This window comes from Rhodococcus sp. BE178, assembly GCF_050433545.1.
Taxonomy (GTDB): Bacteria; Actinomycetota; Actinomycetes; order Mycobacteriales; family Mycobacteriaceae; genus Prescottella.
Genome location: NZ_JBNPXA010000018.1, coordinates 72,215 through 85,467, shown reverse-complemented (window position 1 = coordinate 85,467; position 13,253 = coordinate 72,215). Strand labels below are relative to the sequence as shown.

Genomic DNA, 13,253 nt, shown 5'->3' with positions numbered 1-13,253 from the left:
GTCAATGAGTAATATTCGGTCAGTTCGTGTGACCGACCTCCGGAATCGACACGAACTCCTCCTGGTACGCGCCCCACGCCGCATGCACACGGTCGGCCGTCCACGAATTCGGTCGAAGTTCCTGCGGTAAAACAGGATCCGTGAGAAGGTGTCGAACAACCGCGGTGGCGACCGTGAATCGGTCGACCGTGCTCTCGGCCAGGTTCATCAGCTCGAGCAGCCGCCGGGACTCCCGCTCCCAGGCCGGGAGGTTCCACAACGATCCGAGGAGTTCACCGGCGTCGCGCACCGGACTTCCCGTCAGCACCTCCACCGGTTCGGCGGCCAGGTCGAGCACCCGCGTCAGGTTGGCCGGACGCAGCCAGACGCCCTCGCGCAGTTCGGCCAACCGGAGCCGGGACAGCCGCTCGCGCAGCGCGGCGCGATCGCCGGGATCGCGTCCCGTGCCGGTGACGACGACGATCTCCCACTCCCCGTTCCACGGGCGGGTCCCCTGCTCCACCTCGTGCAGCACCCGCTGACGACGTTCGAGCAGCGGTGCACTCAGATGGAACCCGTCGGGTGTTCGCGTGAGATCGCCACCGGACACCATCCGGCTCAACGCTACCCGCGCCGCAGATTCCTTGATACCGAACACTCCCGCGGCCCGGACGACCTGCGCCGGCGTCGGCCGCGCCGGGTGATTGCTCACGAGGAGACTGAGAATCACACCACGCGCCGTCAGTCGCGGTAGATGCGCCGCCAGGTCCAGCCGCGAGCGGTCGGTCGGGTCGTCAGCACCCTCCACGTCGGTTCACTCCTTGTCACGCAGGCAGGGCAAACGGGAGATGTCCCTGCGGCATCGTCCAACCGTAAGGCTCCACGCGCGACACCGACCGTGGGGGCGATCAACCCCTCACCCCAGCAACACGCCCAGGCCCGCACCCGCCGCGACGGTCGTGGCCGCGAGGACCACGGTCGGGATGAAGAACGAGTGGTCGACGAGCTTGGTGCCGAGCTTGGTGGTGCCCGACAGGTCGAAGTTGGCGGCCGCGATCTGGGAGCCGTTGGTGGGCAGCAGGTAGACGCCGGCGAAGGCGCCGGCCCACATTCCGCTGAGGACGCCCGGCGCGATGCCCGCCGCGAGACCGATCGGCACGATCGTTCGGGTCGCGGTCGACTGGCTCGTGGTGAGGACACACACGAGGAACACGCCGAGCGCGAAGATCCACGGTGCCGCGTTCACCCAGTCGCCGACGGTGTTGGTGATGGTGTCGCTGTGTGCGCTGATGAACGTGTCGGTCAGCCACGCGAGTCCGAACAGGGCGATCGCCGAGACCATGCCGGCACGGAACACCGTCGAGGCGGGCACCGTGGACACGTCGGGCCGCGACACCAGCAGGATCACGGTGCCGACGAGGAACATGATCATCTCGATGATCGGCGTCATGCCGAGCGGGGTGCCGTCGGCGGCATCCGGCCGGATGTCCTTGAACAGACCGAACACGACGATCGCGGCGACACCGGCGAGGAAGATCAGCGCAGCGTTGCGGCCCTTCGTGGTCGATTCGAGTTTGAGGGCGCCCGGACCACCGGCCCCCGCGACCTCGAGTTCCCCGGACTCGATCCGGGCCTGCACCTCGGGGTCGTCGCGCAGTTCCTTGCCGAGCTTGTTGACGACGAACGCCGAGAGCACGATGCCGATGATCGCGGCCGGCAGCGTGATCTTGATGATGTCGATGAGTTCGAAGTCGTACGGCGAGACGTCGGTGAGCGTCACCATCGCGGCCATCGCGGCCGAGACCGGGCTGCAGGCGAGCGCGACGCCGGTCGACACGACCGACAACGACAGCGGACGCGACGGCCGGACCCCGTTCCGGTACGACAGGTCGTAGATCACCGGGAGCAGCGGGTACAGGATGTTCGACGTCCCGGCGCCCACCGAGAACAGGAACGCGACCAGCGGCGCGATCAGCGTGATCTGTTTCGGCCGCTTCGAGATGAGCCGGGCGGCAATGGTCACCATCCAGTCGATGCCGCCGGCCACCTGCATCATCGACGACGCCAGCACCACCGACAGGACGATCAGCAGCGCGTCCACCGGCGGCGTTCCGACGTCCTCGCCGAACACGAACACCAGCACGGCCACGCCCGCGCCGCCCCACAGGCCGAGCGCGACGCCGCTCGAGCGGGTGCCCATCACGATCGCGCCCAGCACGACCACGAGTTCGAGCACCATCCTCAACGTCTCCATGCCGCCCCGCCCGTTCTTTGTGAAGACCGATCGTTTGTTCAGGAAGCTACTACGCGGTCGGGCCGGGACGCTGGCTGAAAGTGCGTGTCGGTGCCTGCGGGCAAGATGGAGCGCATGGACGCCGTCCTCGACCGCTTCTCCGCGCCCACCCGGGAGTGGTTCGACGGTGCCTTCGATGCGCCGACGGCCGCACAGCTCGGGGCGTGGGACTCCATCGCGAGCGGGTCGCACACGCTCGTCGTGGCACCCACCGGCTCCGGCAAGACCCTGTCGGCGTTCCTGTGGGCGCTCGACCAGCTGTCCACGTCGACCGAGTCCGACCGGGCCACCCGTGTCCTGTACATCTCGCCGCTCAAGGCGCTGGGCGTCGACGTCGAGCGGAACCTGCGCGCCCCGCTGGTCGGGATCACCCAGACCGCGAAGCGGCTCGGGTCGGAGCCCCCGGAGATCCGCGTGGGTGTGCGTTCCGGTGACACCCCCACCGGTGAGCGCCGCAAGCTGATCAAGACCCCGCCGGACATCCTCATCACCACCCCCGAGTCGCTGTTCCTGATGCTCACGTCGTCGGCGCGGGAGACGCTCGCGGCAGTCGACACGGTGATCGTCGACGAGGTACACGCAGTCGCCGGCACCAAACGCGGCGCCCACCTCGCGCTGTCGCTCGAGCGCCTCGACCAGCTCCTGACCAAGCCCGCCCAGCGGATCGGGCTGTCGGCGACCGTGCGTCCGCACGAGGAGGTGGGCCGGTTCCTGGCGGGCGCCGCGCCCATCCGGATCGTGGCGCCGCCCGCAGCGAAGACCTTCGATCTCACCGTGCGGGTCCCGGTCGAGGACATGACCGAACTCGGCGTCGCGGAACCGGATCCGGACTCGATGTCGCCGGCGCCGCAGGCCGGGTCCATCTGGCCGCACGTCGAGGAGCAGATCGTGGACCTGATCCTCGCGCATCGCTCATCGATCGTGTTCGCGAACTCCCGCCGCCTCGCCGAGAAGCTCACCGCACGGCTCAACGAGATCTACGCCGAACGCCTCGGCGGCGCCGTCGAGAAGCAGGGCCGGCCGCCGGCGCAGATCGGCGCGCCCACCGAGGTGAACTACGGCGCCGATCCCCTACTGGCCCGCGCCCACCACGGTTCGGTGAGCAAGGACCAGCGGGCCATCATCGAGGACGATCTCAAGTCGGGACGGTTGCGCTGTGTCGTCGCGACCAGCAGCCTCGAACTCGGCATCGACATGGGCGCGGTCGACCTCGTCGTCCAGGTCGAGGCGCCGCCGTCCGTCGCGAGCGGACTGCAGCGCGTCGGCCGCGCCGGACACCAGGTGGGCGAGATCTCCCGCGGCGTGCTGTTCCCCAAGCACCGCACCGACCTGATCCACTGCGCCGTCACCGTCGAACGGATGACCAGTGGCAAAATCGAGGCGCTCGAGATCCCGGCCAACCCGCTCGACATCCTCGCGCAGCAGACCGTCGCCGCCACCGCGCTCGAACCGATCGACGTGGAGCAGTGGTACGAAATGGTCCGTCGCAGTGGGTCGTTCGCGACGCTACCCCGCTCGGCGTACGAGTCGACGCTGGACCTGCTCGCGGGCCGCTATCCGTCCGACGAGTTCGCCGAGCTTCGGCCCCGGCTCGTCTGGGATCGCGACGCCGGCACCCTCACCGGACGGCCCGGGTCGCAGCGCCTCGCCGTCACCTCCGGCGGCGCCATCCCCGACCGCGGCCTGTTCGCGGTGTACATGGTCGGCGAGAAGGCCTCTCGGGTGGGCGAACTCGACGAGGAGATGGTGTACGAGTCCCGGGTGGGCGATGTGTTCGCACTCGGCGCCACCAGTTGGCGGATCGAGGAGATCACGTTCGACCGCGTGCTCGTCAGTCCCGCGTACGGACTGCCCGGACGGCTGCCGTTCTGGCACGGCGACGGTCTGGGCCGTCCCGCCGAACTCGGGGAGGCGCTCGGGGGGTTCCTGCGCGAGCTGTCCACCAGCACCCCGGACGAGGTGGCCACCCGACTCGCCGCGAGCGGACTCGACGCCAACGCCACCACCAACCTCGCGGCCCTGATCGACGATCAGCAGCAGGCCACCGGACGCGTCCCCACCGACCGCACGCTCGTCGTCGAACGTTTCCGCGACGAACTCGGCGACTGGCGACTGGTGCTGCACTCGCCCTACGGGCTGCGCGTGCACGCGCCGTGGGCGCTCGCGGTGGGCGCCCGACTGCGGGAACGCTTCGGCGTCGACGCCGCCCCCACCGCGTCTGACGACGGCATCATCGTCCGCCTGCCCGACACCGAGGACAACCCGCCCGGCGCCGAACTGTTCGCGTTCGAACGCGACGAGATCGAGGACATCGTCACCGACGAGGTGGGCGGCTCGGCACTGTTCGCGTCGCGGTTCCGCGAATGTGCCGCGCGCGCACTGCTGTTGCCGCGCCGTACCCCCGGCAAGAGAGCGCCGCTGTGGCAGCAGCGGCAGCGTTCCGCGCAACTGCTCGACGTCGCCCGCAAGTATCCGACGTTCCCGATCCTGCTCGAGACCGTGCGCGAATGCCTGCAGGACGTCTACGACCTGCCCGCGCTGCGGGACCTGTTCGGCCGCATCGCCTGTCGGCAGATCCGCATCGTCGAGGTGGAGACCGCGTCGCCGTCGCCGTTCGCGAGCTCGCTGCTGTTCGACTACGTCGGCGCGTTCATGTACGAGGGCGACAGCCCGCTCGCCGAACGCCGCGCTGCCGCGCTGTCCCTGGACTCGACACTGCTCGCCGAACTGCTCGGCCGGGTGGAACTGCGCGAGTTGCTCGACGCCGACGTCATCGCCAAGGCCGAGCACGAACTGCAGCGCCTGGTCCCGGAACGGCGCGCCCGCGACGTCGAGGGCATCGCCGACCTGCTGCGCCTGCTGGGGCCACTGACGACCGAGGAGGCCGCCGCCCGCGCCACCGCCGACCCGCTGCCGTGGCTCGAGGAACTGGTGGAACACCGACGCGCGCTGCACGTCTCGTTCGCGGGCCGCCAGTGGTGGACCGCGATCGAGGACGCCGCACGGCTGCGCGACGGGCTCGGCGTACCGCTGCCGATCGGCACGCCCGCGGCATTCATCGAGCCGGTCGACGACCCGCTGGGTGATCTGCTGAGTCGCTTCGCGCGCACCCACGGCCCGTTCACGCTGGCCGAGGCCGCGGACCGGTTCGGCATCGGATCGGCCGTCGCGCGGGACGTGCTGGTCCGGCTCGCGAACGAGAAGCGCGTGGTCGAGGGCGAGTTCCGTCCCGGTGCCACCGGCAGCGAGTGGTGCGACGCGGAGGTGCTGCGGCGCCTGCGCCGGCGTTCGCTGGCCGCGGCCCGCGAGGACGTCGAGCCGGTGAGCACCGCGACCCTCGGCCGCTTCCTGCCGGGCTGGCAGCACGTCGGGGGTTCGCTGCGCGGTATCGACGGTGTCGCGACCGTCGTGGAACAGCTTGCAGGAGTTCCGGTTCCGGCGTCCGCCCTCGAAACCCTGATCCTGGGCTCGCGCGTCCGCGACTACTCCCCCGCGATGCTCGACGAACTCACCTCCACCGGCGAGGTGCTGTGGGCGGGCGCCGGACAGATCTCCGGGAAGGACGGCTGGGTGAGCCTGCACCTGACCGAATCGTCCCCGCTCACGCTCGCGACACCCGCCGACATCGAACTCACCGAGATGCACCGTGCCGTCCTCGACACCCTCGCCGGCGGCGGCGCGTACTTCTTCCGGCAACTCTCGGACACACTCGGCGCGACGGACGATCCCGCGCTCACCTCCGCGCTGTGGGACCTGGTGTGGGCGGGATACATCGGCAACGACACGCTGGCCCCGCTGCGGGCGCTGCTGTCGGACACCTCGCGCTCCACACCCAGCCACCGCACGCCGCGGCGCGCACCCCGCGCGCACGCCTACCGGCGGCTGGGCCGGCCCACCATGCCCACCAGACCCGGCCCGCCCACCGCGGGCGGACGCTGGTCGCTGCTTCCCGAACCCGAGCCGGACCCCACGCTGCGCGCACACGCCACCGCCGACCTACTGCTCGAACGCTACGGTGTCGTCACGCGCGGATCGGTGGTGAGCGAGAACGTTCCCGGCGGCTTCGCCTTGATGTACAAGGTCTTCAGCGGCTTCGAGGACGGTGGCCGCTGCCGCCGCGGCTACTTCGTCGACACCCTCGGCGGCGCCCAGTTCTCCACCTCCGACGTCGTCGACCGGCTGCGGACCTACAGCGACTCGATCGAAGGCCGGCACACCTCCATCCCCGCCGTCACGCTCGCGGCATGCGATCCCGCGAACCCGTACGGCGCGGCACTGCCGTGGCCGCCGTCGATGTCGGGCGAGGACGCACCGCGGCACCGGCCCGGCCGCAAGGCCGGCGGCTTGGCAGTGCTCGTCGAGGGCGAACTGGTGCTGTTCGTCGAGCGCGGCGGACGCACCGTCCTCACCTTCACCGACGACATCGGCGCACTGCGCACCGCCGCGGAATCGCTCGCCGGCACCGTCAAACGCGGAGGCATCGACAAGGTCGTGGTCGAGAAGGTCGACGGCGCAACGATTCACGGACACAACTTCGCACAACTGCTCGCCGAGGTCGGATTCTCGGCCACCCCGCGCGGCTACAGATTGCGGGCGTGAGGCGATGCCCGAGGGAGACACCGTCTGGCGGACGGCGCAGCGGCTCGACGCAGCCCTCACCCGCCACGTGCTCACCGAGTGCGACGTCCGGGTCCCGCGCTACGCGACCGTCAACCTGTCCGGCAACACGGTCGACTCGGTGATCGCCCGCGGCAAACACCTGCTGACCCGGGTCGGCGACCACACGATCCACACCCACCTGAAGATGGAGGGCGCCTGGCACGTGTACCCCCGGGGCGCCCGGTGGAAGCGCCCCGGACATCAGGCCCGCATCGTTCTGGGCACCGATGACGCCGTCGCCGTGGGATTCTCACTCGGCATCACCGAAGTGATCGGCCGCGACGAGGAGGAGAGCGTCGTCGGCCACCTGGGCCCCGACCTGCTCGGCCCCGACTGGGACGCGGCGGTCGCGGCCGCGAATCTGGCTGCGGCCGAGGATCGTCCGATCGGCGAGGCCCTGCTGGACCAGCGCATCATGGCGGGCATCGGCAACGTGTACCGCAACGAGATCTGCTTCCTACGCGGCGTCGATCCGCGAACCCCCACCGACCGGGTGCCGGACCTGCCCAAGGTGGTCGACCTGGCGCACCGACTGCTCCAGGCCAACCGCGACCGCGCCGTCCGCGTCACCACCGGTGATCGACGGCCCGGCCGACGGGACTGGGTGTACGGGCGCGGCGGCAAGCCGTGCCTGCGCTGCGGCACCCTGATCGTGGCCGACGAGTTGGCCGAGGAACCCGGCCGCGAGCGTTCGATCTTCTACTGCCCCAACTGTCAGCCGCTGCGCTGACCGGCACCGTCGAGCAGTGCGACACAGTGTCCGACGAACCGCTCGCGGGATGTCACGATCGTGCCGTCCAGGTACCCGATGAACAGACTCGTGAGCGCCCCGACGAGGCCGACCGCCGTCATCTGCCGTTCGTCGCGATCGGTGATCTGCGACAGCTGCTCGTGTACGAGCAGCACGAAGGCCGGGGCGAGTTGGAGCCCCTGCCCACCGAGCGCGGGCTCGACGAGCGGCGCGAGCAGCAGCACCCGGCCACGCGCCGGGTCGTCGACCATCAGTTCCACGAAGGCCGACACGGCCGCGGCCGCGCGGTCGTGTGGTGCCGGTGCCGCTCCGACCGCCGCCACGAGTGCGGCGTGCGCCTGCCGGCCGACGTCGTCGTACACCGCTCGGACGAATCGGTCGCGGTCGGCGAAACTCTCGTAGAAGTACCGTTCGGTGAGTCCGGCGGCGCGGCAGACCGCGCGGACGCCGACGGCCGCACCGCCCTGTGCGCCCAGCAGTTCGATGCCGGCGGCGAGCAGTGTGTCGCGCCGGGCGGCACGGCGTTCCTCGATTCCGGTCCCCGCCCACGTCCGCTGCGTACCCACCGCACCTCCAGCCCTTGACCGCGTACCGCCCCGATCCTAATCTGACAACGGGTGTAGTCAATTGCTCCCGGAAGGCGGCTCGCATGACCCGTTCGGACACGTCGGCGCCGATACCGCTCGGTCCCGACTCGCTCACGTGGCGCTACTTCGGCGACTGGCGCGGCATGCTCCAGGGTCTGTGGGCGGGGTCTATGCAGAACATGCACCCGGGTCTGGGCGCCGGAGTGGAGCAGCACTCCCGGTTCTTCGAGGAACGGTGGGAACGCCTGTTCCGGTCGCTGTACCCGATCGGCGGCGTGGTGTTCGACGGTGACCGCGCGCAGCAGACGGCCGAGGAGGTCCGCAACTACCACCGCGACATCAAGGGCGTGGACGCGAAGGGACGGCGCTATCACGCACTCGACCCCGAGACGTTCTACTGGGCGCACGCCACGTTCTTCATGGGCACGATCCTCACCGCCGACAACTTCATGGGCGGCATCACCGAGGCCCAGAAGCGGCAACTGTTCACCGAGCACATCCAGTGGTACCGGCTCTACGGGATGAGCATGCGTCCGGTGCCGCAGACGTGGGAGGACTTCCAGCGGTACTGGGAACACATGTGCCGCGACGTCCTCGAGGACAACAGGGCTGCCCGTGACGTGCTCGACCTGTCCGACATCGGCCGTCCCCCGTTCCTGATGTGGGTGCCGGAGCCGATCTGGCGGGTCGCCCGGATTCCGGTGTCGAAGGGGTTCGTGTGGCTCACGGTCGGGATGTACGACCAGCCTGTGCGGGATCTGCTGGGCTACCGCTGGGGGCCGCTGGACGCGTGGCTGCACCGCCGCGTCGGCGAACTCGTGAATGTGGCATTCCGACTCGTTCCGGAGCGCAGGCGCAAGCATCCGCGGGCCCGTGGCGGCGTCGACCGGGTCAGCGGGCGGTCACCGGCCGACGCTCCACTGGTGCACACGCCGACGCGCAACCTTCCGCCGCTCGAGCATCGCAACGATCCGAGCCACTACGTTCCACCCCTCAACTGAGGTATGCGACGCTTTTACGCATGGAACCGGACCTTCGCTCGCTGCTGCACCGCCCCCTGTTGAGTCGTTCGGTTCCTCTCGACCGGGAGAACGCGGCCAGTCGCATCAGCGCCTACGTGTACGGCAACATCCTGATCCTCGCCGCGCTGATTCCGGAGACCGTCTCTCGCAGCGACTCCCGCACCATCGCCGTCGTGGCCGGAACCGCGGTGTCGACATTCATCGCCCACGCCTTCGCGGAAGGCGTCGGCAGATCGGTGCGCTCCGGCCGTCAGCTGACGACCGCCGAACGCCTGGCCGAACTGCGCGATTCGGTCCCGGTCCTCAGCTCGGCGGTCCTTCCCATCGTCCTCCTCGCGACCGCCGTCTTCGGTTGGCTCGAGCCGTTCACCGCCCAGGTGATCGCCGAGGTCACGATCCTCATCCGCATCGCGTCGATGGTCTTCGTCATCGCCCGTCTCCGCGGCGAACGACCCTCGCGCGACACCCTGATCGCCGCGGGGCTGCTGGCCGTCGCAGCCACCGCGGTCGTCGTCGTCAAGATCGTGCTGACCCACCACTAGGCAGCACCGTGCCCGGTACCGGCTCGAGGATCTGCGCACGCGCCTCCGGGGCCGCGGCCCGCAGCGCGTCGGCGGACGCGTCGTCCGCCTGCGCCTGCGACATGATCTCGGCCTCGACGCGCGCCCGATACGTCTCGACCTCGCGGTCGATCGTGGCCGCGTCCCAGCCGAGGATCGGCGCGACGAGCTCGGCCACCTGCTCGGCGCAGTTCACGCCGCGGTGCGGGTACTCGATCGAGATGCGGGTGCGGCGCGCGAGGATGTCCTCGAGATGCAGCGCACCCTCGGCCGCGGCCGCATACACGGCTTCCACCTGCAGGTAGTCGGGCGCGTCGGTGATCGGCTGGAGCAACTCGGGTGAGTCCTGACCCAGTTCCAGGACCTCGTCGATGAGCGAGCCGTACCGGTCGAGCAGGTGCTTGACCCGATACGGGTGCAGTCCGTACAGCTGGCCGAGGTGCACGGCCTGGTTGACCAGCGCGAAGTAGCCGTCGGCGCCGACCAGCGGCACCTTCTCGGTGATCGACGGCGCGACGCGGGCCGGAATGTCCTCCGAGGCCAGGTCGACGGCGTCCTGCCCCATCACCCGGTAGGTCGTGTACTTGCCGCCGGCGATCGCGACGAGGCCCGGCGCGACGCGTGCGACGGCGTGTTCCCGCGAGAGTTTCGACGTCTCGTCACTCTCCCCCGCCAGCAGCGGACGTAGCCCGGCGTACACGCCGTCGATGTCGTCGGGGGTGAGCGGGGTGACCAGCACCTTGTTGACGTTGCCGAGGATGTAGTCGATGTCGGCCTTGGTCGCGGCCGGGTGCGCGAGGTCGAGATTCCAGTCGGTGTCGGTGGTGCCGATGATCCAGTGGCCACCCCACGGAATCACGAACAGCACCGACTTCTCGGTGCGCAGGATGATCGCGGCGTCGCTCACGATCCGATCGCGCGGAACCACGATGTGCACGCCCTTGGACGCCCGCACCCGGAACCGTCCGCGCTGGCGGGACAGCGACTGGATCTCGTCGGTCCACACACCGGTGGAATTGATGACGACGTGGCCGCAGACCTCGGTCGTCTCACCGGTCTCCGAGTCGCGGACCCGCACGCCGGACACCCGGTCGGCCTCCCGAAGGAAGCCCACCACCTGTGTCGAGGTCCGAACGACCGCGCCGTACTGGGCCGCCGTGCGTGCCACGGTCATCGTGTGGCGGGCGTCGTCGACGACGGTGTCGTAATAGCGGATTCCGCCGACCAGCGAGTGCCGCTTGAGTCCGGGCGCCATCCGCAGTGCACCCGCCCGCGTCAGATGTTTCTGCGCCGGGACCGACTTCGCGCCGCCCATCCGGTCGTAGAGGAGGAATCCGGCCGCCATGTACGGCCGCTCCCACACCCGATGTGTCAGCGGGAAAAGGAATTTCAACGGCTTGACCAGATGCGGCGCGAGCGTCGACATCGACAGTTCCCGCTCGTGCAGCGCCTCCGCCACCAGACCGAACTCGAGCTGCTCCAGATAGCGCAGTCCGCCGTGGAACATCTTCGACGAGCGTGACGACGTGCCCGAGGCGAAATCGCGGGCCTCGACGAGCGCCACCTTGAGCCCGCGCGTCGCGGCATCGAGCGCCGCGCCGGCACCGACGACGCCGCCACCGATCACCACCACGTCGAATTGCTCGGTTCCCAACTTCTCCCAGGCCTGCTCGCGCTGCTGCGGACCGAGGAATTGCACACCAGGCTGCTTGTCCAACTCGGGCTCCCGTGGTTGTCGGCAAATCTGCCCCCAGGCTAGTAGCTTCGTGCCCAGACTGCCCGAGAGACGAGGATGCCCGTGAGCCAGTACATAGCCGCGATCGACCAGGGAACCACGTCGAGCCGCTGCATGATCTTCGACCACGCCGGTCAGGTCGTGGGCGTCGCGCAGAAGGAGCACGACCAGATCTTCCCGAAACCGGGCTGGGTGGAACACGATGCCGTGCAGCTGTGGAGCAACACCCGCGAGATGGTCGGCTCGGTGCTCGCGAAGACGAACCTCACGGCCGGCGACATCGCCGCGGTCGGCATCACGAACCAGCGCGAGACCACCGTGGTGTGGGACCGCGAGACCGGTGAACCCGTCTATAACGCGATCGTCTGGCAGGACACCCGCACCGATCGGCTGTGTGACGAACTGGCCGGCGAGGAGGGCCGCGGGCGGTTCCGCGAGGTCACCGGGTTGCCACTGTCGACGTACTTCGCGGGCCCCAAGGTGCGCTGGATCCTCGACAATGTCGAGGGCGCCCGACAGCGCGCCGAGGCCGGCGAGCTGTGTTTCGGCACGATCGACTCGTGGATCGTCTGGAACCTCACCGGCGGTCTGCACGTCACCGACGTGACCAACGCGTCACGCACGCTGCTGATGAATCTGCGGACCCTCGACTGGGATCGGGACATCTGCGAGGCGATGGGCATCCCGGTCTCGATGCTGCCGGAGATCCGAAGCTCGTCCGAGGTGTACGGCGACCTCGCGCTGCCCGGCATCTCCGCCGGCATCCCCATCGCGGGTATCCTCGGTGACCAGCAGGCCGCGACGTTCGGGCAGGCGTGTCTGTCGGAGGGCGAGGCCAAGAACACCTACGGCACCGGAAACTTCCTGCTGCTCAACACCGGAACCACGCCCGTACACAGCGAACACGGCCTGCTCACCACGGTCTGCTACAAGCTGGGCGACAAGCCCGCCGTCTACGCGCTCGAGGGATCGGTCGCCGTCACCGGTTCCCTCGTCCAATGGCTGCGCGACAACCTGGGAATCATCCAGTCAGCCAAGGATATCGAGCCGCTCGCCAAGAGCGTCGCCGACAACGGTGGCGCCTATTTCGTGCCCGCGTTCTCGGGTCTGTTCGCACCGCGCTGGCGGCCGGACGCCCGCGGCGTCATCGCCGGCCTGACCCGCTTCGTCAACAAGGGACACCTCGCCCGCGCCGCCCTCGAGGCCACCGCCTACCAGACCCGGGAGGTCATCGAGGCGATGCGCGCCGACTCCGGCGTCGAACTGAGCTCGCTCAAGGTGGACGGCGGCATGGTCGTCAACGAAACGCTGATGCAGTTCCAGTCCGACATCCTCGGCGTCCCGGTCATCCGCCCCGTCGTGAACGAGACCACCGCACTCGGCGCCGCGTACGCCGCGGGTCTCGCGGTGGGATTCTGGAAGAGCGAGGACGACATCCGCGACAACTGGGCGCAGGACAAGACGTGGGAACCGAAGATGGACGAGTCCGACCGCGAACGCCTCTACAGCGGGTGGAACAAAGCCGTCGAACGTACCTACGGTTGGACCGACGACGCAGGCGAGTCGGGCGACACCGCCGACGCCCCTTCGACGTAGCCCTTCCACGCCGAGAGGCGTTCACGCCAGTACTCGGTCGCGGGACCCGGGCCGACCTGACGCACCCGGAC

9 protein-coding genes are annotated in these 13,253 nt (G+C 69.5%); 5 read left to right on the top strand and 4 right to left on the bottom strand.

Translation table 11 applies throughout. The features are described from left to right. Positions 1 to 19: 19 nt before the first annotated feature. Entirely contained in the window at positions 20 to 787 is a 768-nt protein-coding gene (locus J2X34_RS24810; RefSeq protein ID WP_254622607.1) for a PaaX domain-containing protein, C- domain protein, read from the bottom strand. 108 nt (positions 788 to 895) lie between these two features. After that, positions 896 to 2,233, bottom strand: a complete 1,338-nt coding sequence (locus tag J2X34_RS24805; protein WP_429520014.1) for an anaerobic C4-dicarboxylate transporter family protein — start codon at positions 2,231 to 2,233, stop codon at positions 896 to 898. Positions 2,234 to 2,347: 114 nt separating this feature from the next. Here J2X34_RS24805 and J2X34_RS24800 point away from each other — a divergent pair, with 114 nt between their 5' ends. Together J2X34_RS24800 and J2X34_RS24795 are read left to right on the top strand one after the other, a co-directional pair. Next, positions 2,348 to 6,871: an ATP-dependent helicase gene (locus J2X34_RS24800; protein ID WP_429520024.1), complete on the top strand. Its 4,524-nt coding sequence runs from the start codon at positions 2,348 to 2,350 to the stop codon at positions 6,869 to 6,871. 4 nt (positions 6,872 to 6,875) lie between these two features. Continuing rightward, positions 6,876 to 7,661, top strand: coding sequence for a DNA-formamidopyrimidine glycosylase family protein (locus tag J2X34_RS24795; protein ID WP_429520013.1), 786 nt, complete (start codon positions 6,876 to 6,878; stop codon positions 7,659 to 7,661). Here the strand turns inward: J2X34_RS24795 and J2X34_RS24790 are convergent. Continuing rightward, a complete protein-coding gene (locus J2X34_RS24790; RefSeq protein WP_429520012.1) occupies positions 7,646 to 8,248 on the bottom strand; it encodes a TetR/AcrR family transcriptional regulator in 603 nt (200 codons plus the stop codon). The two genes, J2X34_RS24795 and J2X34_RS24790, sit on opposite strands and share 16 nt — an antisense overlap. Positions 8,249 to 8,331: 83 nt before the next feature. On the opposite strand from J2X34_RS24790, the gene J2X34_RS24785 reads away from it, so the two are divergent. Both J2X34_RS24785 and J2X34_RS24780 read left to right on the top strand, forming a co-directional pair. Beyond that, positions 8,332 to 9,270, top strand: coding sequence for an oxygenase MpaB family protein (locus J2X34_RS24785; protein ID WP_114721854.1), 939 nt, complete (start codon positions 8,332 to 8,334; stop codon positions 9,268 to 9,270). A gap of 20 nt (positions 9,271 to 9,290) precedes the next feature. Then, complete coding sequence (locus tag J2X34_RS24780) at positions 9,291 to 9,833, top strand: hypothetical protein (protein WP_174912073.1); 543 nt, start codon at positions 9,291 to 9,293, stop codon at positions 9,831 to 9,833. On the opposite strand, the gene J2X34_RS24775 is transcribed toward J2X34_RS24780, so the two are convergent. Then, a complete protein-coding gene (locus J2X34_RS24775; protein ID WP_429520011.1) occupies positions 9,808 to 11,568 on the bottom strand; it encodes a glycerol-3-phosphate dehydrogenase/oxidase in 1,761 nt (586 codons plus the stop codon). The two genes, J2X34_RS24780 and J2X34_RS24775, sit on opposite strands and share 26 nt — an antisense overlap. Before the next feature lie 75 nt (positions 11,569 to 11,643). On the opposite strand from J2X34_RS24775, the gene glpK reads away from it, so the two are divergent. After that, entirely contained in the window at positions 11,644 to 13,182 is a 1,539-nt protein-coding gene (gene glpK, locus J2X34_RS24770) for a glycerol kinase GlpK (protein ID WP_429520010.1), read from the top strand. The last annotated feature ends 71 nt before the right edge of the window (positions 13,183 to 13,253 follow it).